This window comes from Diplocloster modestus (genome assembly GCF_019042245.1).
Taxonomy (GTDB): Bacteria; Bacillota; Clostridia; order Lachnospirales; family Lachnospiraceae; genus Diplocloster; species Diplocloster modestus.
Genome location: NZ_JAHQCX010000004.1, coordinates 146,707 through 170,233, shown reverse-complemented (window position 1 = coordinate 170,233; position 23,527 = coordinate 146,707). Strand labels below are relative to the sequence as shown.

16 protein-coding genes and 1 pseudogene are annotated in these 23,527 nt (G+C 49.2%); 15 read left to right on the top strand and 2 right to left on the bottom strand.

Annotated features, from left to right (window positions below; translation table 11 throughout):
- Window positions 1-61 precede the first annotated feature (61 nt).
- The 13 genes from KTH90_RS07785 to KTH90_RS07725 all read left to right on the top strand — a co-directional run bounded on the left by KTH90_RS07785 (window position 62) and on the right by KTH90_RS07725 (window position 18,020).
- A complete protein-coding gene (locus KTH90_RS07785; protein WP_238726582.1) occupies window positions 62-1,180 on the top strand; it encodes a sialidase family protein in 1,119 nt (372 codons plus the stop codon).
- Window positions 1,167-2,921, top strand: a complete 1,755-nt coding sequence (locus KTH90_RS07780; protein ID WP_238726581.1) for a glycoside hydrolase family 2 protein — start codon at window positions 1,167-1,169, stop codon at window positions 2,919-2,921. The genes KTH90_RS07785 and KTH90_RS07780 overlap by 14 nt, the downstream gene beginning before the upstream one ends.
- A 351-nt stretch (window positions 2,922-3,272) precedes the next feature.
- Complete coding sequence (locus KTH90_RS07775; RefSeq protein WP_158350112.1) at window positions 3,273-4,625, top strand: substrate-binding domain-containing protein; 1,353 nt, start codon at window positions 3,273-3,275, stop codon at window positions 4,623-4,625.
- 79 nt (window positions 4,626-4,704) lie between these two features.
- Window positions 4,705-6,282, top strand: a complete 1,578-nt coding sequence (locus KTH90_RS07770) for a sugar ABC transporter ATP-binding protein (RefSeq protein WP_238726580.1) — start codon at window positions 4,705-4,707, stop codon at window positions 6,280-6,282.
- 78 nt (window positions 6,283-6,360) lie between these two features.
- Window positions 6,361-7,329, top strand: a complete 969-nt coding sequence (locus tag KTH90_RS07765; protein WP_238726579.1) for an ABC transporter permease — start codon at window positions 6,361-6,363, stop codon at window positions 7,327-7,329.
- 25 nt (window positions 7,330-7,354) lie between these two features.
- Window positions 7,355-8,308, top strand: a complete 954-nt coding sequence (locus KTH90_RS07760) for an ABC transporter permease (protein ID WP_238726578.1) — start codon at window positions 7,355-7,357, stop codon at window positions 8,306-8,308.
- Window positions 8,309-8,328: 20 nt separating this feature from the next.
- Window positions 8,329-8,481, top strand: a complete 153-nt coding sequence (locus tag KTH90_RS07755; RefSeq protein WP_238720230.1) for a hypothetical protein — start codon at window positions 8,329-8,331, stop codon at window positions 8,479-8,481.
- Window positions 8,482-8,534: 53 nt separating this feature from the next.
- Window positions 8,535-8,762, top strand: a complete 228-nt coding sequence (locus KTH90_RS07750; RefSeq protein WP_158343830.1) for a hypothetical protein — start codon at window positions 8,535-8,537, stop codon at window positions 8,760-8,762.
- A 33-nt stretch (window positions 8,763-8,795) separates the two neighbouring features.
- Complete coding sequence (locus KTH90_RS07745; RefSeq protein ID WP_158350109.1) at window positions 8,796-11,231, top strand: glycyl radical protein; 2,436 nt, start codon at window positions 8,796-8,798, stop codon at window positions 11,229-11,231.
- Between the two features lie 520 nt (window positions 11,232-11,751).
- A complete protein-coding gene (locus KTH90_RS07740; RefSeq protein ID WP_238726577.1) occupies window positions 11,752-12,855 on the top strand; it encodes a glycyl-radical enzyme activating protein in 1,104 nt (367 codons plus the stop codon).
- Window positions 12,856-12,883: 28 nt separating this feature from the next.
- Window positions 12,884-14,755: a cache domain-containing sensor histidine kinase gene (locus KTH90_RS07735; protein WP_238726576.1), complete on the top strand. Its 1,872-nt coding sequence runs from the start codon at window positions 12,884-12,886 to the stop codon at window positions 14,753-14,755.
- A gap of 2 nt (window positions 14,756-14,757) precedes the next feature.
- Entirely contained in the window at window positions 14,758-16,353 is a 1,596-nt protein-coding gene (locus KTH90_RS07730; protein ID WP_238726575.1) for a response regulator, read from the top strand.
- Window positions 16,350-18,020, top strand: coding sequence for an ABC transporter substrate-binding protein (locus KTH90_RS07725; protein ID WP_158350105.1), 1,671 nt, complete (start codon window positions 16,350-16,352; stop codon window positions 18,018-18,020). Before KTH90_RS07730 ends, KTH90_RS07725 begins: the two co-directional genes overlap by 4 nt.
- A 204-nt stretch (window positions 18,021-18,224) precedes the next feature.
- On the opposite strand, the gene KTH90_RS07720 is transcribed toward KTH90_RS07725, so the two are convergent.
- The gene (locus KTH90_RS07720; RefSeq protein WP_158350104.1) at window positions 18,225-18,977 is read right to left on the bottom strand and encodes a phosphotransferase family protein; all 753 of its coding nucleotides are present in this window, start codon (window positions 18,975-18,977) and stop codon (window positions 18,225-18,227) included.
- Between the two features lie 219 nt (window positions 18,978-19,196).
- On the bottom strand, window positions 19,197-21,812 hold the full coding sequence (gene adhE / locus KTH90_RS07715) for a bifunctional acetaldehyde-CoA/alcohol dehydrogenase (RefSeq protein ID WP_238726574.1): 2,616 nt from the start codon (window positions 21,810-21,812) through the stop codon (window positions 19,197-19,199).
- A 565-nt stretch (window positions 21,813-22,377) separates the two neighbouring features.
- On the opposite strand from adhE, the gene KTH90_RS07710 reads away from it, so the two are divergent.
- Together KTH90_RS07710 and KTH90_RS07705 are read left to right on the top strand one after the other, a co-directional pair.
- Window positions 22,378-22,890, top strand: coding sequence for a GNAT family N-acetyltransferase (locus KTH90_RS07710; protein WP_238726573.1), 513 nt, complete (start codon window positions 22,378-22,380; stop codon window positions 22,888-22,890).
- A 71-nt stretch (window positions 22,891-22,961) separates the two neighbouring features.
- Window positions 22,962-23,150, top strand: a pseudogene (locus KTH90_RS07705) (helix-turn-helix domain-containing protein); the annotation flags it as partial.
- Between the last annotated feature and the right edge of the window lie 377 nt (window positions 23,151-23,527).

Here is a 23,527-nt window from a genome sequence, read left to right as displayed (position 1 = left end):
TAGAGAAAAACTGTGAACAATAGAGTAGAAGCACGACCAAAAAAGATAGGGGTTACATAATATGAAGTTGCAAAACAATATATCCTGGAAGAAACCTGTGCTGATCAATAATGAGCCGTTATGTGAGGACGCCGGGCCGGATGCAAGACGAATCCGTCCGGGACGCTTTGGCTCCCAGTATCCGAGAATGGTTATTCTGGAGGACGGAAGCTGGCTGGCTGTATACACGGTTTACCGGAATATGGGTTATATGGCGGACCCGTACGGAGGCAATACTCTGATCATCGCTGTCAGCAATGACGGCGGCACTCATTGGGAGGAGAGAGCCAGTTTAAAAGACCCTGGAAGAGATCTGGATAACGGGCAGCTTCTTTTGCTGCCCAACGGCGATATCCTTCTGGCCTGCCGGTCTGTGATCTGGCAGCAGTCCTATGAGCTGCCAGTCTATAAGAGCCGCGATAAGGGAAAGACGTGGGAGAGAGTGAGCATCATTGACGAAAATCATGGGGAATCGGGCCAGCTGGGCAATCCGGACCGGGGCGTCTACGAGCCGCATATGCTGCGTCTCAAAAATGGTGATGTGGCGGTTATGTATGCCAGTGAAAAATATGCCTGCGCGAATCCTCCTTATTCCCAGGTGATCGCGGAGAAGATATCTGCCGATGGAGGGCTTAGCTGGGGCGCGGAGATCCCCGTTGTCTGTGATAAGGAAAAGAGCGAGGCCCGGCCCGGCATGCCCGTGTGGGACAGACTGCCGGATGGAAGATACCTGCTGGTATATGAAGTCATAGCAACCGAGGGCGGGGATATCTTCTTTAAGATATCAGAGGATGGAATACACTGGCCGGAAGTAAACGGCGGGCGCATTCCGGATCAGAAGGGAGGCCCCTTTATCCTGTCTCTGCATACGGGAGCTATCTTGGTCACTTCCAATACCCATCATGTATCTGTCAGCAATGACTGCGGTGAAACCTGGATGAGAAACCAGGATTCCCCATGGGAGACGCTGTGGATGACAGAAGATAACGGCGCCACCTGTACGGTAAAAGACGGCAACGTATGGCCGGCTATGTATGAACTGAATGACGGCAGGATTCTTTATCTGACCTCCGTTGGACGAGCGGATGGGGGAAATAATATTCAATATAGGATTGGAGACTTAACCTATGACGAACATTAAGAATGACTATATTCGACAGGAATATCCAAGACCTGATTTTGAGCGGGAGAATTGGATCAGTCTGAATGGAATATGGGACTTTGCGTTCGATGACAGCGGAAACGGCGAACAACAGAACTGGTATCAATCGCACGAGTATACAGATAAAATTACCGTACCGTTCTGTTATCAGTCTAAGAACAGCGGAATTGGGGATACCGCCTGCCATCATTATCTGTGGTATCACAGGAATTTTGATATCAGGAAGGAGGAGGGGCGGCATTATCTTCTGAAATTCGGCGCGGTGGACTACCATACAAAGGTATGGATCAATGAGCAGTATGTGGGGGAACACTATGGGGGACATTCTTCCTTTCAGTTCGATATCAGCACCTGTGTCCGTGATGGAAACAACTCCCTCACCGTTCGGGTGGTGGATACCAACAGCTGCGATTATCCCAGAGGGAAACAGTTCTGGGGGGAGGAGCCGGAGCGGTGCTGGTATACCCAGACCAGCGGCATTTGGCAGAGCGTGTGGTTGGAGATAACGGGAGCCGGTTATTTTGATTCCCTGCAGGTTCTTACCGACATCGATAATAAAATCGTGGACATTCATACGCATTGGGTTGGAAACAGGTCTAAGAACATTTCCTGCCGTATTCTTTATGAGGGAAGAGTACTTGCCGCATCAGAACAGGAGCAGGAGCCTGGAAACACGGAATTTTGTTTTCATATCCAGGAGAGCGATCCCATCGAGGAATTTCACTATTGGTCCCCCGAGCATCCGCAGCTGTTCGATCTGGAGATCACTATATGTTCCGGCGGGTATTGTGAGGACAGGGTAAAGAGTTACTTCGGCATGAGAAAAATTTCCATAGAAAACGGCAAAATACTGTTAAATAACAAGCCCTATTATCAGAAACTGATTATGGATCAGGGGTATTGGGTGGACGGGCTGATGACAGCCCCCAGCGATGAGAGCTTTTATCAGGATCTGAAGATGGTGAAAGAGATGGGATTTAACGGTGTGCGCAAACATCAGAAGATCGAGGATCCCAGGTTTTACTATTGGGCGGACCGGCTGGGGCTTCTGGTCTGGGAGGAGATGCCCAGCGCTTATGTTTTTTCCGCAGAGGCGGTCGCCAATACGACCAGAGAATGGATCGAGATCCTCAGGCGGGACTGGAATCACCCCTGTGTCATCGCATGGGTGACCCTGAACGAATCCTGGGGTGTACGGAATATTATCTCCTCTGAACAGCAGCAGAATTATGCAGCCATGCTTTATTATCTTACAAAATCTATGGATCCCAGCAGGATCGTGAGCAGTAACGATGGCTGGGAACAGATTTGCTTTACCGATCTTTGTTCCATACATGATTATCAGGTGGGGCCGGAGGAACTGGAAGAAAAATATGGGAATGTGGAACTCATGATGAATAAGGACGCGCAGGGCAGGATGCTGTACGCCCACGGACATCGATGGATGCATCAGCCGGTGATCCTGTCAGAGTTCGGCGGTACCGCTACCGTCAGTGATTATAGTCATGCATGGGGATATAAGGATACGCAGGTTACGGCCCAGGAACTGATGGACCAGTATCAGAAACTGATTCTTGCGATCAGCAGAGTTAAAACGCTGCAGGGATTTTGTTATACTCAGCTGACTGATGTCATGCAGGAGGTCAACGGCCTGCTGGACGCACAGCATAAACCAAAGGTTTCAGTGGAAAAAATACGGGAATATAATGCTGTGATCTAGAACGAGAGGGGACTGGCTCCTTCCGGACGGCGATAAAACGAATAGAAGAACAAAGCGAGGAAGGTGCCTGTCCCCGGTTGTTGGTTTGTAGCTAAGACCAACTACCGGGGACAGGCACCTTCCTCACGTTACCCTTCCGTCCGCTTGGTCGCCGTCCGGAATGAGCCAGTCCCCTTTCCGCTCCCTTTTGCCGAAAATCAAAAAATGTTACACCTTTTGGAAAAAGACAGATAAATGATCGGGTTACGAATCCTTATGGCTCAGGATAAAATACAATTGCAGACAAGGAAACGATGCAGGTACCGCATCAGGAAAGTGTAACAGACGATAGGATGAATTAGGAGGAAGGTTATGTTAAAAAGAACAAAAAAGATACTGGCGCTGGGATTAAGCTGCATGATGATCATCGCTTCGGCTGCGGGCTGCGGCTCCACACAAAGCCAGCCGGCAGACCAGCCGGCTGCGCAAACAGCAGAAACACAGCAGAATCCGTCTGCAGAACCCACCGGTCAGGATGAAACGAAGGATTCTGCAGAAGAAGGGCTTCATAAGCTTACCCAGCAGGATATTTTGGACATTTACGATCCGGTGGTCAAAGCGGAATATAAGGATGACAGCATGTCTGAAGCGGTAAAATCAGGCACCGGAGCGGATTTGGAACTGACAGAAGAGGAAAAAGACAAGATACGTTCCATGAATTTAAAAATCGCACTGGAGCAGGATCATCTGGATGATTCGATGAAACTGATCCAGCAGGCATTCCGGGATCAGTGTGAGGATCTGAATATCGAACTCTCAGATATTTGGGTAGCTACCGCTCAGGACGGTGCATCACAGATGGAGGACTATCAGAGGATCGAAGCGATTGCCCAGGACTACGATGCAATTTTCACGTGTCCTTCCGATGCGGCGATGGAGACGGAAATCCTGAAAAAGATTATGAAAAAGACGAAGCTTGGGTGTATGCTTGCCGTACCCTTTGACCTGGACTGGAACGATCCGAACTTTATCGGAATCACCGATATCGATGCGTATCAGGCAGGCATCTATTCGGCGGAAGCGGCGGTGAAGATCTTAAACGGGCAGGGTAAGATCGGGACCATTGGCTACATAAACGGCAAAAACGGCACAATCAACACCTGTTACCAGAGGTACAAAGGCTGGGATGATGTGCTGGCCAAGTATCCGGATGTGGAAGTAGTCGATGAGTGGTATGATGATCCGGCAGAATCCAAATCCGTAATCACCGGGCTGCTGGCTTCGAATCCGGATATCAAGGTGCTGCTGATCGACTGGGCGAATCCGCCGGCTGACAATGCGCAGACCGCTTTCAAGGAACTGGGCTATGAGGCGTGGAAGGATATTTCCATGGTGACGATAGACATCGATAATACGATCACGATACCGATGGCGACCGACGGGCCGGATCACAACTACACCGGGGCCTTTGTGGCACAGACTTGGTATACGGCCGGAGCGAACCTGGTGAAGATGTACTGTAAGAATCTGCTGGCAGAGGAAACAGGGGAAACATATCCGAAGTTCGTGGTCAGCTCGCCCCTTCCGGTTACGGTATATGAAAATCTGAAGACGAATTTCACCTACTGCGTTCCGGAAAGCGTGACGGAGATTCCGGTTCCGGCAGAAATCGATGCGCTGGAGAACCAATGGGATCTGGGTGTAGAGGATATCTGGAGTAAATAATCAAAATCCCGCGGGCCGCTGTACATAAGAAACCCTTCAGCGCGGCCTGCGGGCAGAAGGGAGGGACGGCATAGATCCTATGGACAGTATAAACAACATAGAAGGCAGAGAGAGCATGGGCGGTATAGAAAGTGAAGAAGCTACGGACCGCACAGGCCGCCAAGCGGACATGGAATTGGTCCGTGTGGAAAATATTAGAAAAACATTTGGCGAGACGGAGGTCCTTCACGGTGTCTCCCTCTGTCTGCACAGTGGGGAGATAATGGGGCTGGCCGGACATAACGGGGCCGGCAAGAGTGTCCTGATCAAGATTATGGGGGGCATCCATAAGCCGACGGAAGGAAAAATATTTTATGAAGGCAGGGAAGTCAGACTTCAATCGACTAAGGAGGCCTGCCAGGCGGGATTTTTTATCGTACCCCAGGAATTGAATTTGGCTCGTCAGCTTTCCGTGGCGGAAAACATTTTTATCGGACGAAAGGAATTCGTGAAAAAGAAAGGCCTGGTGAACAGACGCTTCATTCATTCCGAATCAAAACGGCTGTTAAAAGAGTACTTTGATATTGACATTGACCCGTCCATGCCGGTGGGCGACATCGATACGGTAATGCAGCGCCTGGTGCAGGTCGTACGCTGCCTTAACGGCGGGGCTAAAGTGATTGTATTTGATGAGACCACGGCGGGGCTTGCAAGGCATGAGCGGGATATTTTGTTCCGGCATATGAAAATACTGGCGCAAAAAGGCCTGGGTATTATTTTTATTTCCCATATGATACCCGAAATGCTGGAAATCTGCGATACGGTAACCGCCTTGCGGGGCGGGGAACTGGTCGGCACCCAGCCGATCGAAAACCTGAACCATAATAAAATCGTGGAAATGATTGTAGGACAGGAATTTGTAAACAGCAATTTTAAGAAGCAGAAACCGGGAGAAGAGGTTCTTCTGTCGGTAAAAGACCTGCACTCTGATAACGGTGTGTTGGATCATATCAGCTTCGATGTTAAAAAAGGTGAAATACTTGGGGTATACGGCCTTCGAAATCAGGGACAGAATCTCATGCTGGATATGATATACGGGGCATATAAAAGAGGCAGCGCGCTAATTGAAATCGATGGCAGGAAAGTACAGATTCGGACGCCGGGCCAGGCGGTGGCAAATGGCCTTACCCTGCTGCCGGAACGGGGGCCCAGAACAGTATTTTATGAGAAATCCATTGTGGAAAACCTGGCGGTGCAGTTTACAAACGTGAAAAGCAGAAGCCGCTTTGTGAATAAAAAAGCGGAATTGCGGCTTGCGGAGGATGCGGTCAAAAAATTCCATGTCCGGGGACACAGCTCCCTTAACAAGAAGCTGACCAGTTTAAGCGGCGGTAATATGCAAAAGGTACTGATCGCCAGAAGCATGCTGGTCGAACCGGAGGTTTTAATGTTCGTAGAACCTACCCAGGGAATTGATATCGGCGCGAAGGAAGAGGTAAAGGCCCTGCTGTTAGAAGCAGCGAAACAGGGAAAAGGAGTCATCATCATTACGGCGGAGATCGACGATATTATCGACATCTGCAACCGGGCGGTGATTATTAAGGAAGGCCGGATCAAAGCGGTTATCGAAGCGGCGGAAGAAAACAGGGAACGCATTATAGAAGAGAGCACGAAATAACAGGCATGAAGAAGCAGGAATGAAAAGATACCCTTGAGGAATACGGAAAGGGTATAAGAAACGGAGGTTTACAAGCGAATGACACAAGTTCGTAAATTTGGCAGAAAATCAAAACATAACAATCTGATTCTATATATAGCGATCCTGGCCCTGGTGCTCATCTTTAGCGTCACGACAAAAAATTTCTTCAGCGGGACGAATTTAAAGGCGATTCTTCAGTCGATGGCGACACTGAGTGTACTGGCTTTTGGAGAAACTTTTATTCTGTCCATCGGGGAGACGGATATATCCAACGGTGCGATGCTGTCTTTGTCACCGGTGATCTTCGCGGCATTGTATATGCGGGATGTGCCATTCCTTCCGGCGCTGATCCTTGGTATATTGGCCACTCTGGCATTGGGGTTACTAAATGCGTTGGTGATTGTCAAAGCCGGGCTTCCAAGCTTCATCGGAACACTGGGGGTGAGCGGAGTAGCCATGGGACTGACCAGGATCATAGCCAATAACAAACCGATCCTGATGGAGCATCAGGGTATGTTGAAGGTATTTGGCGGTGAGACCGCGGGAATTCCCAACGCGGTTCTCTGGATGGCGGCTATGTTGCTGATCGGGGACTTCATCATCCGAAAAACCCGGTTTGGACGGAATCTGTTGTGTATCGGAGATAACCGGGAAGCGGCCATGATCTACGGCATCCGGATCAACAGACATGTAATGCTGGCGTTCTTACTGGACGCGGTGTTCGTAACGGCCGCCGGTTTCATGGAATGCTGCCGGTCTACCTATGTGACGGCAGGGGTGGGGGAAGCTTTGGTACTTAATTCTATCGTGGCCTCAGTCATCGGGGGAACTGCGGTATCCGGAGGACGCGCCAATATGATCGGTACGTTTATGGGAGCGCTGTTTATCACCATCGTTGCCAATGGCCTGTTTATGTTTGCCATTTCCCCTTATCTGACCAATATCATCGTGGGCCTTGTCATCATCGTCGTACTGACCGGAAACGCGCTGATGTCCAACCGGGAACAGGAATTAAAACGAACATGAAAACGCGGGGAAAGGAATGGAAATTATGGAAAATTCAAATATAAAGCGGCTGGGACAGGGTTTCTTCGCGCATGGTGGGTTTATCGTGCTGGTAACCGCCGCGGTGTTCCTCCTGTTCTCAGTGACTGCAAATGGCTTTCTGACCGCCAAGAATTTTTTTACAATCCTGCGGTCCATGAGCATTGTGACAGTTTTAGCGGCAGGAATTACCTTTGTACTGACATTGGGCGAGATCGATCTTTCGATACAGACGCTTCCGGCGCTGGCGGCCTCGATCCTGTGCGTCCTGATGAACAAAGGAATGCCGGTGGCGGCTGCATTTGTCATTTCCTTTGCAGTCTGTGCGGGCTTTGGGTTCATTAGCGGACTGATCATTGTAAAAACGAAACTGCCCAGCATTATTATCACGCTGGCCGCGAACATGATCGCCAACGGCTTATCCTATATACTTACAAAACAGCGGGCGGTGGTATTTTCCAATAAGGCGTTTACGAATTTGTTCGCTGGAAATATCGGAAGATTTCCGGTGATGTTTCTGTGGATGGCGGTATTTGTGCTGCTGGGTTATATCCTGTTGCAGAAAACCAAGTTCGGAAGAAACATCGCGTTTATCGGGGATAACCGGGAAGCGGCAGAATTCGCAGGGATTCATATCCGCCATACGATCGTGGCAGCGTTTGTACTGTGCTCCGTATTTTCGTTTATGGCCGGAATCCTGGGATGCGCCCAATCATCCAATGCAGTGTCCGGTATGTTATCGGAAAATATGATGACGGCGATTGCAGTTACGTTAATTGGCGGCACCACCATGGCGGGAGGAAAGGGAAATATGCCGGGAACGATTCTGGGTGCATTTTTCCTGACCCTGATCACCAATGGATTTTTAATCATGGGAATTGCACAATGGGTTTTGTATCTGGTAAATGGAGTGATCATCCTGGCGACGTTATCATTCCGGTATATGCTTCAGAGAAAATAAAGAAACAGGAGGCGAGTAAGATGAAAGTAGACCAGGAAAAAGTGACGGAAGCGTTACAGGCTGTGGAAAAACTGTGCCAACACTGCGGGCTTCATACCGAAACCTGTTATGTGGCGGTGGCTATGCGTTCCCTGTCAACACTGAAATGCGGGGAAGATTCAACGTCGAAATAAAGGGAAGAATAGCTGCGAATCCGCTATTTGGAAAAGAAAGTGAGGTAAGTCAGATGAAATTGGTAATCGACGGAAATATCAAAGAGTTCGATAACGCTTTGGTGGAAGCGGCCGGTGAAAAATGCAGAGCGCTCTGCGAAGGATGTGACATCGGGCTGGAGGAATGTCTGCTGGGCACCCGCGACTGTCCGGTTAAAAACGCGGTGGAATCCATAAACGCCATGATTAGAATGGGACGGGGAATCAAGCGGTATCGGGAGCTGAAAGGGTTGGAAGAATAAAAGAAAATTTTATATAAGAAAGGGGAATAAAATATGCATAAGGAACAGGTAACAGGATATGTAAATGATTTTATGCAGATGAAACCGGAGGATATGTGCCGTTCAGAACGGTTGAAGAAACGGCTGCTAGATACGGTCCCGGAGGTGGACAGCGAACGGATGCGCCTGGTTACGGAAGCCTACAGGCAGACGGAGGGGGAAGAGATACAGATCCGCAGAGCGAAAGCGTTCCGGTATATCGTGGAACATATGACGCTTCGGATTATGCCGGATGAATTAATCGTCGGCAATAACGGCCGCTATATCAAGGGCGGCGTGTTGTATCCGGAGAATAATGTAGACTGGATCGAAAACGATCTGGATATGTTCGAAATACGTCCGCAGGACCCGTACCGCTGTACGGAGCAGACCAAGGAGGAGATCCGCAAATGTGTGCCGTACTGGAAACAATACCGGAAAACCACCCGGTTCTTATCGATGATTTCCGCGGAAACAAAGGCAGTCTATGATACGGGTATTTACAATGCCGCGCTTCCGCTTAATTATGGGATTGGACACACAAATGCATCTTATGGCAAGGTGCTCAATACCGGTTTTAAGAAAATGAAAGAGGACATCGACCGGAAATTAGAGACGGTAGATATGGGAAATAACCCGGAACAGTACGAAGCCTTCAATTTTTATCAGGCGGCCGGTATCTGTATGGAAGGCGCAATGAATTACTGCAAACGCTATGGCGCCTATGCTGAGGAATTGGCCGGACAGGAGACGGATCCGGCCAGAAAAAAAGAATTGGAAGAGATATCCGCCAGATGTTATTATGTATCCGAGAATCCGGCCAGAGATTTTAAAGACGCCTGCCAGTTATTCTTTTTCGCCCATGTGATGCAATGGATCGAAGAGGATGGGTATTCTTATTGCCCCGGCAGATTCGACCAATATATGTATCCGTTTTATGAAAAAGATGTAGCGGCCGGAAAGCTGACGCGGGAGGAAGCGGTAGAACTGGTAGAATGCCTGTATGTGAAGTTCAGCGAAATCAATCAGTTCGTGGATACCGCCAGCGCGAAATACTGGGCCGGCGATCCCACAGGACAGGATCTGAATGTGGGCGGAATGGATTCTGCGGGCAATGACGTGACCAATGAGATGTCCTACATCTGTCTGGACGCGATGGAACATATCAAGGTGATTCAGCCGAACCTGTCGGTCTGCTATCATGATAAAACGCCGGAAAAATTAAGGCTGCGTGCGGCAGAGGTAATCAAGACAGGGATCGGGATGCCCCAGAACTTCAATATCGAGGTCGCAAAGGATGCGCTGATGAACCGTGGAGTCTCTTTGCAGGACGCCAGAAACCTGTGTATTATCGGCTGTGTGGAACTGGTGGTAGGCGAGGACAGCTGGGGAAATGGCGGAGCGGCCTGGGTTACGGTTCCGAAGATGCTGGAGCTGGCGCTTAACGGAGGGGTCAGCTATTATGGTAAGGACAAGGGAAAACTAATCGGCGTTAAAACCCAGGATCCCAGAACCTTTCAGTCCTATGAGGAGGTGTGGAATGCTTTCCTCACCCAGATGAAATATTTTATCTACCATGGGGCGATTATCATGAATATGGCGGACTGGATTCACGGAGAAATGGTACCGCAGCCCTATCTGTCATCCCTGATGTTAAATCCTCTGGAAAACGGAAGGGATATTACCAGAGGCGGAGGACGGTATAATTGTCTGTGCCCGCAGGCGGTAGGAATCGTCAATGTGGGAGATGCGCTGTCCGCGCTGAAAAAGCTGGTATTCGAAGAACAAGTATTTACCATGAGTGAAATGACCGATATGCTGCTGAATGATTTCGAAGGAAAGGAAAACGAACGCCAAATGCTGCTGAACCGGGCGCCCAAATATGGAAATGACGATGACTATGTGGACGCCATCGTGTCGGAAGTGGGCCGGGCCTGGTGTGAAGAAGTGGCGAAATACACGATTCCGAGACGGAAGGGCGTACATTCGCCGGGGATCTATACGGTGATCTCCAACGTGCCGTTCGGCGCCCTGGTCGGAGCGCTGCCCTCCGGCAGACTGGCCGGTTTCCCGCTGGCTGACGGCGGACTTTCCCCTCAGGTGGGCTCCGATAAGAAAGGGCCGTCTGCGGTGATCAATTCCGCTTCAAAGGTGGATCAGCGGCTAGCGTCCAATGGAACGCTGCTTAATCAGAGGTTCCATCCATCGGCGCTGGAAGGAGACGCGGGAACCAGGAATCTGGCGTCTCTGATCAAGACGTATCAGCAGAAGGGCGGATATCATATCCAGTTTAATGTGGTGTCCAGCAAGACGCTCAGGGATGCGCAGGAGCATCCGGAGAAGTATCAGGATCTGCTGGTCCGGGTAGCCGGATACAGTGCGTATTTTACAAGTCTGGCTCCTGAGGTGCAGGATAATATAATCCGCAGAGCGGAGATCGGAAACTTCTAAAAGTAGTTGCCTTTTGCGGGGGGAGAGGGGCTGCCGCGCGAAGGGGAGAGGAGGCCGGCGATCCGGGCGGGATATGGGCCTGATGGGTGTGGCGGTAAGCCTTTCGGGGAAAGTGTCCGTGTTCCGGGGACTGTGGGCTTGCGCCGGCTGTCTGCTAAACATAAGCGGGGCAGCGGTTCCGGGAACCGGTCCTATTCGTGCAGAACGCCGGATGCGTTCTGTACTCAGAGGACCTTGCAGGTCGGCCGTGAAGGCCGCCCCGCATCCCGGAACCGTTGCCCCGCTTATGTTAAGCAGCAGCACGGCCGCCCAATGTCCCCGGAACACGGACACTTTCCCCGAAAGGCTTACCGCCACACCCATCAGGCCCATATCGCGCCCGGATCGCCGGCCTCCTCTCCCCTTCGCGCGGCAGCCCCCTGCAAAAGGCGGACTTTTTTTCTGGGAGAGATGGGAAGGGCTGAGTTGCGGTTATAAGTTAATCATAGCTGCAAATATAGTTGTAGGTGTTAATATATTTGTGGCCAATAGTTATGGCGGTGAGGTTAGTTTGGCTGCAAATGTGGTGGCAGGTGTAAATGTGGTTGGGACGGAGGAGTGTTGTGAATTTGGTTATGTAGCTGTAAATGCGATTATGGTGATTGTGTTTAGCGTTGAGATAGAGGGATGTTGTAGAGAGAGTTTAAATGGGATGAGAATGGAGGAGCTGGTTATGGATCGAGTGGGAACGATTTTTAATATTCAGAGGTTTTCGGTACAGGATGGGCCGGGGATCAGGACGCTGGTGTTTTTGAAGGGGTGTCCGCTTACTTGTTTGTGGTGCTGTAATCCGGAGTCGAGAGGGGTGAAGCCGGATATTTTGTTTCGGAAGATGAAGTGCCTGGGTTGTGATAGGTGCGTGGGAAATTGCCCCAAGGGTGCCATCCGGAGTGTTGAGGGGGGCCGGGTGATTGACAGGGAAAAGTGCGATCTGTGTATGGAGTGTGTGAGAAAGTGTTATGCGGGAGCGCTGGAGACTGCGGGGGAAGAGAAGAGTGTGACGGAGATTCTGGAGGAGGTGCTGAAGGACTGGCAGTTTTATGGAAATTCCGGCGGTGGTGTGACGCTTAGCGGCGGGGAACCGCTGATGCAGCCGGAGTTCACGGCTGAGATTTTGAGGGAGTGTAAAATGAATGGAATTCATACGGCAATTGAGACCTGCGGGTATGCGCGGTGGGAGGATTATGAGAAGGTGCTTGGAGGGCTGGATCTGGTCCTTTTCGATCTGAAGCAGATGGATTCTAAGATGCATCAGAAGGTTACGGGGGTGCCGAACGAACGGATTCTTGAGAATCTGGAAAAGCTTGTGAGGGCCGGAAAGCAGGTGATTGTCCGGCTGCCACTGATTCCCGGAATTAACGCGCATCGGGAACATATAGAAAGGGTTGGAAAATGTTGTCAGGAGTTATCTATTGCGCAGGCGCATCTGTTACCGTATCATAAGTTAGGGGTTCAGAAGTATGAAGCGCTGGGGATTGCTTATCCACTGGAAGAGCTGGGAGCGGTTTCGGATGAGGAATTAGAGGAGTTCCGGGGGATTCTGGAGGGATACGGTATAACGGTAACCATTTATAATCATTCGTAGAAGTTGGCGGCATGGGGTGTGATGTGAGTTGAAACAGAGAAGTATTGAAATGGTGCGAAGTATGGCAAATAATATCCGGCTCAGGACGAAGATTTTTCTTTATCTGACGGTCTGTATATTTGTCACCATTTTGATACTCTCTTTTTCTGTGTTTGATAAGTCGGAGTCGGTGTTGAACAGTGAGTATGGGGAAACGACACTGCAGGTTTTAAAACAGATTAATAATAATATTGACTACCGGATTAATAATCTGGAGGTTTCTTTTAATTCCTTTTATGCGGGGGAGCGATTTGAGGATCTGCTGCTGGAAGGGGACTATGACTACGAGGATATGCTGGTGTATTTTGAGGCGGTGAAAAAACAGATTGAGACGTTTCGCATGGTAAATGAGGATATTCTGGATATCCGTATTTTTTCATATGACGATCATATTCCCTGGGATAATTATTCGCTGTTCAGCGCCGGTGAGATCATGAATGAGGATTGGGCAAGGAATCTGCTGCGGGGAAAGGAATCGGAGGACTTCTACTGGACGGACCGGTATGATGATACGGGGTATCTGGTGAGAGATGATTCGAATCTGTATTGTTATACCGCGGTTTTCAATGTGAGGAAAAATAATCCGCTGGCCATCTTAAGGATGGACGTGGATAAAAATAAAATATTTAAAGCGTTGGATACGGTTACTTTGGGAAAGGAAGGGGTGGTGTTTGTCGTTAAAGGCGACGGCAGCCTGATCTATCGGAATCAGGAGAGCAAGGACCGGGAACTGAACTCCAGAGAGAAGCTGGAGGCGGTAAAAGCGACGGGACAGACAGAGGGAGTTTTGAAAACAAGACTGAACGGAAAAAAGGAATTTTTGGTTTTCAGCTGTGATAACGCTTTGCAATGGTATGTGATCGGATCGCTGCCCAGCAGTGAATTTGCCCACAAGACCAATCAGGTCCGGAATTTTATTCTGCTGGTATCCAGCCTGATCTGGGTTCTGGGCCTTATTTTCAGTTATTTTTTCGCGCAGAGCGTCACCCAGCGGATAACGGCGCTTGGCAATGTAATGGATGAGATCGCAGCGGGGGATCTGGAGGCGGAGGTGAATATCGAGGGCAGGGATGAGGCCGGGCAGCTGGCTCTGCATCTGAAGGAAATGATCACGCAGATCCAGGGACTGATCGTTCAGCTGGAAGAGCAGCACCGGGTGGAACAGAAGCTTCAGAATGAAAAATATAGCCTGGAGATTATGAAAAAAGAGGCTGAGCTATATGCGCTGCAGACACAGATTAACCCGCATTTTCTGTATAATACACTGGAAATGATCAAGGGGCTGCTCTATTCGGAGAATCCGCAGAAGAATATTATTACCGCTATCGGCGCACTCTCAGGTATGTTCCGGTATAACCTGAATACGGAATATACGGCGAAGATCCGGGACGAGCTGACCCATATCCGGAATTATCTGACGATCCACAATCTTCGGTTTGATGAAAAGGTAATCCTGCAAAACCGGGTGGATGAAAGATTCCTGGATCGTCCGATCGTCCGATTTTCCTTTGAACCGATCATAGAAAATGCGATCGTCCATGGATTCCGGGACAGCACAGAGGATAATACGATCGAGATCTTATCCGTGCAGGAGCATGATATACTGATCCTTAAATTTACCGATGACGGACAGGGGATGGACCCGCAGCGGTTAAGCGAAATACAGCAGAGACTGGCGGCGGAGGAAACGAATATCAACAGCCGGAGAAAAGGCGGGATCGGAATATGTAATGTAAATGAGAGAATCAAAAAAAGATACGGAGCGGAGTATGGGATCAGGCTGGAAAGCCGGCTGGGAGTGGGAACGACGGTATCTGTTTTCCTGCCGGTATCGCCGGCTTGCGATCAGGGATGGAGGTAAGCATGTATCGGGTACTGACGGTGGATGATGAGCGCTATGTTCGGCTGTGGCTGAAAAATTGTTTGAATTGGGAGGAACTTGGCTTTACGATTATCGGGGAAGCGGCCAATGGCAGAGACGCATTGGATATGATTCAGGAAAATCGGCCGGAACTGGTGGTAACGGATATGGAAATGAAAGGGATGGACGGTATCGAGCTGATGAAGCAGACCAGGGACTGTTACCCGGATACGGAATTTCTGATTCTCAGCGGTTACAATTCATTCGAGTATGTGAAGAGCGCGGTGACATACGAAGCTGTGGATTATCTGCTCAAGCCGGTGGAGGCGGAAGAGCTTAAGACGGCTCTTACACGGGTGGCCGAGCGGCTTAAGAAAAAAGAGCGGCTGCGGAATACCATTATAACCACAATGGAAGAGAATAAGCGGTATAAAGCGGAGAAACTGATCTTCATGCTGGTGGATTCGGAGCAATATGCGATCGACCGGATCATGGAAATGGTAAATGACCTGGAATTACCGATGAAGGGAGAAGGCTGTATAGCTCTTATACTGGCACTTAAGCAGGAGAAAAGTACGGAGGCTGAGGCAGTGACCGCCGCCGCGTGCAGGGCGGTAAAAGAGCAGATGCAGCGCAGCGGATGTCCGGTATGCTGCGCGGCCAGGGATAATAAAATCTATGTATTGTTGGAGGAAGGCGGGGAAGGCTGCAGAGAAAATGAGATCCGTTTACAATGTGAAAGACTCCGGCGGTATCTGGAAATACATTTTCATCTGCCCGTGCTGGCTGGAATCGGGAGAAAAGTTCCGGACCTGCTCTGCGTCGGAAAATCTTTTCAGGAAGCGGGGGAGGCTCTGGAAATCTGCGGGGTGCGCAACGAGGATAGAATTTACCAATATATGGATATGCCCCATGCGGTTCAAAAAGAGGTAATCCAAAAATATGATGAGGCAGTGTTCGCCAATGCGCTGGCGAGGCTGGATGAAACGACGGCCAGGGAATGCATCGAAGAGGTATTCTTACGGATAAGCAGCTTAAAAGAGGCGGATATAGAAACCGTCCGGATGGTATATTACCGGCTGCTGACCATTATCATTCAGGAAATCTATGACAGCGGAATGACCCCGTCGATGTTAGATATCCGGCTGGAACGGTTCTTCCAGGCGGTGAATGAACCGCTCAGCATCGGGCAGATGCAGGAGGTGCTGCTTAAGATAACGGCCCAGTATGTGGATACGGGCAGGAAACTGCAGCAGACGTCCAACACGGCAATTGAGGAGGCCCGCAGTTATATCGACCAGCATTACCGGGAGGAAATCAGCTTAAGAGATATAGCGGAGGAGATCCATATGTCCGCAAGTTATCTGTCGTCCATATTTAAGGCCCGGACGGGCATCAATGTGATGGATTATATTACGAAAAAGCGTATGGATGAAGTGGTTTTTCTGATGAAAAATCCGGCGCTTAAAATTTATGAAATATCGGTGGCGGCAGGCTATCAGGATACAAAATATTTCAGTAAGGTCTTCCGAAAGATCTACGGATACAGTCCGTCGGAATACCGGAAGATGCTGTTAAAGGAGATGGACGGCAGATGAAAGAGAAGAACAAGGGGGTTCGGATTCCGTTCCTCATGATTGTGCCGGGTATTCTTATACTTCTGCTGGCAGCGGGTATCCACAGGGATGAATATGGGGATATAGACCTGGTAGAATCGCCGCCGCTAAAAATCGGAGAAGAACTGGAAAGCGAACTTGGCGGTTTTAAGGAGCCGGATTTTAGCTTTCATGATACGGATACCGTCGTTTTAACGAACCGGGAGAAGGCCCCGCAGGTAAAGGAGTTTGAGGGAATTACCCTTACGGTGGCGGCTCCTCAGGACCGTATGGCGGACTTCCTGAAAAAGGATGGGACTGCCTGGGCAGTACAAAATGGAGTGAATTTAAAAATAGAAGAAATTCCATTTTCCAAAATTTTTGAAAATACCGCATATGATATTATCAAAGGTGAAAATAAGTATGATATTATTCTATATCCGTCCTATCTGATGGGAGATCTGGTGGAAACCGGAAAATTGGTGTCGCTCAATAGATTTATCGATCTGGAAACAGTGAATTTATCTTACAGTGAGGGCGGCCTGGAATGGGATTCCTATTTTCCGCACTACAGGGAAATCTATAATTGGTATGGAGACAATATCTATGCGCTGAATGTGGATGGAGATGTATTTATCACCGCTTACCGCAAGGATCTTTGGGAAAAATACGGGTCAGAATTTGAAAGCAGGTACGGCTATGAGCTTAGAATCGGCGACCGGCTGTTCCCGGAAACCTGGGATCAATATTATGATATTGCGGAATTCTTCAATGGGAAGGACTGTTCCGGTACCGCGGAGATCAATGCCAGAAGCCGCGGCTCGGCCTGGCATTTTCTGGTACGTTATGTATCCTACCTGGAAAAGGATGGGTTATATAATGGGGACGCCTATTTTAATTCGGTGACCATGAAGCCTCTGATTAACAATGAGGCGGGAGTCCGGGCAATGGAGGATATTGTTTACTGTGTCCGAGGAAATTATTCGACCGAAGAGATGAAGAACCTGAACTGGACCGATATGCAGAATAACTGGGCAGCTGGAAAAATCGCGCTGCTTTTTACCTGGCCTGCGACTTTTGACATAGCAAGGAGGGATATCTCCGTGCTGCCCCAAAAGGCGGCCTCCACCGGATATTCTATGATACCGGGCAGCTATGAGGTCTTCCAGGTCAAGAACAATTCTTGGAAGAAGGAAGAGGAGATACATCGCGCTACGATGCTGGGCCATGGCTGGCAGTTTTCCATTATCAATACCTGTAAGAATCAGGAGGCGGCCTATGACCTGATCCGCTTCATGACTACAGGAGACCGGCTGATCCATAATGTACAGAAAGCTTACTGGGAATATGAACCCGTCAAGACCTGGGAGTGGGAGGATGAGACGATCCGGGACATTTACAAAGATGCGGATAGCTTTCTGCCTGCGCTGGCTCTGGGTCACCAGTACGGAGTGCCGGATCTTCGGATTCCCGGAGCGGTACAGATGTATGATGCGATCGAGATCTATAAGCGGCAGGCGATCGAAGGAAAGATGACGCCAAAGGAGGCGGTGGATGCGATCGCGGCGGACTGGGAGAAGATAGTTAAGCAGAGGGGAGTGAGCAAAATGCAGCAGAGCTATCTGGATACGATCACGCCGAGAGATATATATGAGGTACTGGAACATTAAGATTCAAAGAGGGGACTGGCTCATTCCGGACGGCGACAAAACGAATAGAAGAGTAACGCGAGGAAGGTGCCTGTCCCCGGAAGTTGGTCTTAGCTGCAAACCAACAACCGGGGACAGGCACCTTCCTCGCGTTACTCTATCATTTGCTTAGTCGCCGTCCGGAATGAGCCAGTCCCCTCACATCACCGGAATCATGCTTTCCTTCTATTGATAATCAAACACATCAATCCATTTTAAAAGGAAATCTTTTTCTTTCTCATTCCCTTTCGTCAGCTGCGCGGCAGCCACGATGGGCAGCCACTGCTGTACATACTGTTTGGCGGTATCGCTCTTCTCGCAGAACAGGCTCATGTACATCTCCGCCAGTCTCTGATCATACAGGGAGAACTGCAGATAAGTGTTGGCCGCGTCCGCGGAAGCATTTCCCTGTGTCGCGTGAGCCCAGTCGATAATGTAAGCCGTTCCGGCCTTGTCGATAATGATATTCGTCGGATTAAAGTCACCGTGGCAAACCTTCGCATGCTTCGGCATACTGTCCAGACGGGTATGCAGCTCATAGCGCGCGGTTGCACTCAGTTCCCCGGACAGGCTGCTGATCTGACGGTTCAGCTTATCTTTCAGCTTATTCAGAAGCGGCGCAGATTTGCTGTGAACTTCCAGCTGAAGATCCACGAAGCGGTTCATATACTGCTGAAGGTTATCCGGATCCTCCTCCATCATCTGTGCCAGGGTTTTCCCTTCCACATATTCGGTGGCGATGGCCCATTTACCCTCTGCCTGGGCGACTTCCACGACCTTCGGTATATTCAGGCCGGTTTCCTCCACTCTGGCATGATTTAACGCCTCGTTGAATACATCTGATTTCGGGTGATCCTCGTTAAATACCTTGATAACCAGTCCTTCGGTTTTATATACTGTTTTTTTGTCGCGGGTAGCGATGATCTGATCTAATTTCATTGAATTCTCTCCCTTCCCTGTTCTACAGAGTATACCTTCCGGGCATTCCTGAATACGTACCCTTCGGGCGCACGTGCAGCGGCCGCTGCACGATAACGTATGAAGTGGGTTCCTAACAATTATTTTAACATATGAAAATGGTTTTGCAGAGGACTATTTTCTTCCGGCCAAAAGATTCCTATGCCGAGTTATCATATGATCCGATTTCGTATCTGCTGCTTATTTTCCGTAGTAAGCTTTCAGGTACAGCTCTTTGATTTCACTCATCAGAGGATATCTGGGATTGGCTCCGGTGCACTGGTCGTCAAAAGCCTGTTCCACCATCTCATCCAGAGTAGCCAGGAAATCTTCCTCTTTGATTCCGTATTCGGCGATGGTCTTCTTGATTCCGATCTTTTCTTTCAGGTCTTCGATCGCCGCGATGAATTTATCCAGGGTATCCTGATCGTTCTTGCCTGCGATACCGCAGAAGTTCGCACACTCTACATAGCGGGCCAGAGTATGAGGATATTCATACTGGGAGAAAGTACCCATCTTAGTGGGAACCTCTTCCGCGTTATATTTCATCACCAGGGTCAACAGCAGGGCATTGGCCACACCGTGAGGCAGGTGATGGAAGGCGCCCAGTTTGTGGGCCATGGAGTGGCATACACCCAGAAATGCGTTGGCAAATGCCATACCGGCCATACAGGAAGCGTCGGCCATCTTCTGGCGGGCCTCTAAGTTGGAACCGTCTTCATAAGCGGTAGGAAGGTAGTTCAGCACATTCTTCATAGCCTTCAAAGCCATACCGTCGGTGTAATCCGTAGCCATAACGGAAGCGTAAGCTTCCAGGGCATGGGTCATAACGTCGATACCGGACGCGCTGGTCAGGCCCTTGGGCTGGCTCATCATATTGTCTACGTCCACGATAGCCATGTTCGGCAGCAGTTCGTAGTCGGCCAGCGGATATTTAACTCCGGCTTCCTCGTCTGTGATGATGGCGAAAGGAGTTACCTCCGAACCGGTTCCGGAAGAGGTGGGGATGGCTACGAAATAAGCTTTCTCACCCATTTTCGGGAAGGTATAGATACGTTTCCGGATATCGATGAAGTCCATAGCCATATCATGGAAGTTTACTTCCGGATGCTCATACATGACCCACATGATCTTGGCCGCGTCCATAGCGGAACCACCGCCCAGTGCGATAATGCAGTCAGGCTCAAAGTTTAACATCTGGCGGGTTCCCTCTTTGGCACAGGTCAGGGTCGGATCGGGAGCCACATCATAGAAGCAGGTGTGCTGGATACCCATTTCGTCCAGTTTCTGCTCGATGGGATTCACATAGCCATTCTTGTAAAGAAAAGTATCGGTGACAATAAAAGCTTTTTTCTTGCCCATCACCGTGCCCAGTTCGTCCAGAGCGACCGGCATACAGCCTTTCTTGAAGTAAACCTTTTCAGGTGTTCTAAACCACAGCATATTTTCTCTCCTTTCGGCAACGGTCTTGATATTGAGCAGGTGCTTCGGCCCGACGTTCTCCGATACGGAGTTGCCGCCCCAGGTACCGCAGCCAAGCGTCAGGGAAGGATTTAATTTAAAGTTGTACAGATCACCGATTCCGCCGTGGGAGGAAGGAGTGTTGACAAGGATACGGCAGGTTTTCATTCTGGCCGCATGCTCTGCCATTTTTTCTTTTTCATTGGTATTGATATACAGGGAGGAAGTATGGCCGTATCCCCCGTCAGCGATCAGCTGTTCGGATTTTACCAGGGCCTCTTCAAAGGTTTTGGCTTTATACATAGCCAGTACCGGCGACAGTTTCTCATGTGCGAATTCCTCGGAAATATCCACGGATTCCACTTCACCGATCAGGATCTTGGTTTTCTCCGGCACGTCCACACCGGCCAGTTTTGCGATGTTGTATGCGGACTGTCCTACGATCTTAGCGTTTAAGGCGCCGTTGATGATGATCGTCTTTCTGACCTTCTCGATCTCGTCAGATTTCAGGAAATAGCATCCGCGGTAACTGAACTCGTCTTTTACCTGTTTGTATACTTTATCCAGAACGGTAACGGACTGCTCGGAAGCACAGATCATACCGTTGTCAAAGGTTTTAGAATGGATGATAGAGTTGACCGCCATCCGGATATCCGCCGTATCATCGATGATGACCGGAGTATTGCCGGCGCCGACACCCAGTGCCGGTTTTCCGGAGGAATAAGCACTCTTCACCATACCAGGGCCGCCGGTTGCCAGGATGATGTCGGCTTCCTTCATAACCTCGTTAGTCAGCTCCAGGGATGGAACGTCGATCCAGCCGATGATGCCTTCCGGCGCGCCTGCGGCTACGGCCGCATCCAGAACGATTTTCGCCGCCTCGATGGTACAGTTCTTAGCCCGGGGATGGGGGGAGATGATGATGGCGTTCCTGGTCTTTAAGGAAATCAGGGTTTTGAAGATCGCGGTGGAGGTCGGGTTGGTAGTCGGGATGACCGCTGCCACCAGGCCGATGGGATCCGCTACTTTTTTGATACCGAAGGCGGGATCCTCTTCCAGGACACCGCAGGTCTTCATAGTTTTGTATTTATTGTAAATATATTCGGCTGCGTAATGGTTTTTGATGACTTTGTCCTCGACTACGCCCATGCCTGTTTCCGCCACTGCCATTTTGGCAAGGGGAATTCTCTGCTTGTTGGCCGCCATGGCCGCAGCGAAGAAGATTTTATCGACCTGTTCCTGAGAGTAGGTGGAGAATTTTTTCTGCGCTTCTCTCATCGCTTTCATTTTCGCCTGGAGCGCTTCCACACTGTCGATGACAGCAGGTACCGGGGTTTGGGTTTCTTTCTTTGCCATAACGAATCCTCCTATAATAACTATTTGATAATTTTTTAACAATCTCTTGACAATGCCTATTATATGGGATCGTTAAAAAAATGTCAATCATTCTTCGTTAATTTTTTAACTTTCCACATTATGACTGAGATTGTGAAAATTTGAAGATGAATTTGTGGATTGTAACGGTTTTGAATGTAAGAAGATGGTAATTTTGCGGAAAGACCGGATATTTATTTATAAAAAAGTGAAAGGAGAGTTGGGATATGAGGAAATTCGACTAAAACTGCGTATCATAAGAAAATGTATCTTGGAAAGTTATTGTTACCATACCTGTAACGCTGGAAGAGGCAGCGGTAGTGGACGGCTGCACCAGACTGAAAGCTTTTGTCAGAATTATCCTGCCGCTGTCGAAGCCGGCGTTGATGAACTAACACATGTCTACACTTTTTTGACCGCCCGTCCCGTATATCCGAAAGGTTGGAAATCCGGCTGGAAAACGCACTATTTCCACGCTCTCGGAATTGTGGTAGAATGAAAACGGCAGATTAAAAAATCGGGAGTTGACGAGGAGGTATGTCAAAAAATGACTTGTAAAATAAGAAAATGGAAGTTATCAGACGCAAAAGATTTAGCTTCGGCTCTCTCCAATATAAAAATACAAGATAATCTTCGGGACGGATTACCTTACCCTTACACAGAGCAAGACGGAGCGGATTATATTTCTGCTATGCTCTCCGCGGACGAAAATGAAACGTTTGCCTTTGCTATTACCATAGACGGAAAAGTAATTGGAAGTATTGGCGTTTTTCGTCAAGGAAATATCCACAGACAGACTGCCGAATTAGGATATTACATCGCAGAAAAATATTGGGGAAAAGGAATCACGACTGAAGCCGTTAAACAAATCTGCAAGTGTGTTTTTGATAAGAGCGATATTATTCGTATCTACGCAGAGCCGTTTGCATACAATGTCGCATCTTGCCGGGTACTTGAAAAAGCAGGTTTTCAATATGAGGGCACATTGAGAAATAACGCCATCAAGAACGGTATAGTTATTGACATGAAGATGTACTCAATACTAAAAACAGAACTATGATGACTCTCGATTTATCGAGTGGCTAGTAAGGAGGGGATAATATGGCGTTGACAATACAGGAACGCCTGAAAGACCTGCTGAAAAGCGGGCGGATTGATACCGTCCTGCTTTGCGAACTGGCGGCGCACCCGGATTTTGTGAAGTTGCTGGCCGATATACAGATTTATGTGGAGGGCATCGCCGCCACGCAGATACAGAACTTAAACGCATGGGTAGATGTGGCGAGGGCTGAAATCATGGAGCAGTACACCTTAGGCGAATTAGAAGGTGGGAAAGCCTCAATAACGCTACAAAATCAGAAAGAGAGCGGCCAAGCACTTTGAGGGATAATTCGCCTTGTCCACCTATTCAGCGGGACAGGAGGCGGCAGTCAAGGCCGGGCGTAAGACAGTTCAGTTCAGCCTTGACGGTTGCCCGCTGTCCTGCTACTTTTCCGGGAGTGTGGCCACAAGTCGTGTACCAAAGGGTGCCCTTTTGGAAACCCCATTGAGAGGGCCGCGACCCTCTCAATGCAAAAGACGGACTATCAGCTTCCTGCCGATAGTCCGTCTTTTGTTGTCACATTCCGCTTGCCAATTAAGGGGATTTATTACATATTAGAGTATCCCCATGATTAAAAGACATTAAATGTGCACAA

Bases quoted from the DNA above. Each gene is read 5' to 3' on its own strand.
- KTH90_RS07785 (WP_238726582.1), top strand. From the start codon at position 62: ATGAAGTTGCAAAACAATATATCCTGGAAGAAACCTGTGCTGATCAAT.
- KTH90_RS07780 (WP_238726581.1), top strand. From the start codon at position 1,167: ATGACGAACATTAAGAATGACTATATTCGACAGGAATATCCAAGACCT.
- KTH90_RS07775 (WP_158350112.1), top strand. From the start codon at position 3,273: ATGTTAAAAAGAACAAAAAAGATACTGGCGCTGGGATTAAGCTGCATG.
- KTH90_RS07770 (WP_238726580.1), top strand. From the start codon at position 4,705: ATGGACAGTATAAACAACATAGAAGGCAGAGAGAGCATGGGCGGTATA.
- KTH90_RS07765 (WP_238726579.1), top strand. From the start codon at position 6,361: ATGACACAAGTTCGTAAATTTGGCAGAAAATCAAAACATAACAATCTG.
- KTH90_RS07760 (WP_238726578.1), top strand. From the start codon at position 7,355: ATGGAAAATTCAAATATAAAGCGGCTGGGACAGGGTTTCTTCGCGCAT.
- KTH90_RS07755 (WP_238720230.1), top strand. From the start codon at position 8,329: ATGAAAGTAGACCAGGAAAAAGTGACGGAAGCGTTACAGGCTGTGGAA.
- KTH90_RS07750 (WP_158343830.1), top strand. From the start codon at position 8,535: ATGAAATTGGTAATCGACGGAAATATCAAAGAGTTCGATAACGCTTTG.
- KTH90_RS07745 (WP_158350109.1), top strand. From the start codon at position 8,796: ATGCATAAGGAACAGGTAACAGGATATGTAAATGATTTTATGCAGATG.
- KTH90_RS07730 (WP_238726575.1), top strand. From the start codon at position 14,758: ATGTATCGGGTACTGACGGTGGATGATGAGCGCTATGTTCGGCTGTGG.
- KTH90_RS07725 (WP_158350105.1), top strand. From the start codon at position 16,350: ATGAAAGAGAAGAACAAGGGGGTTCGGATTCCGTTCCTCATGATTGTG.
- KTH90_RS07720 (WP_158350104.1), bottom strand. From the start codon at position 18,977: ATGAAATTAGATCAGATCATCGCTACCCGCGACAAAAAAACAGTATAT.
- adhE (WP_238726574.1), bottom strand. From the start codon at position 21,812: ATGGCAAAGAAAGAAACCCAAACCCCGGTACCTGCTGTCATCGACAGT.
- KTH90_RS07710 (WP_238726573.1), top strand. From the start codon at position 22,378: ATGACTTGTAAAATAAGAAAATGGAAGTTATCAGACGCAAAAGATTTA.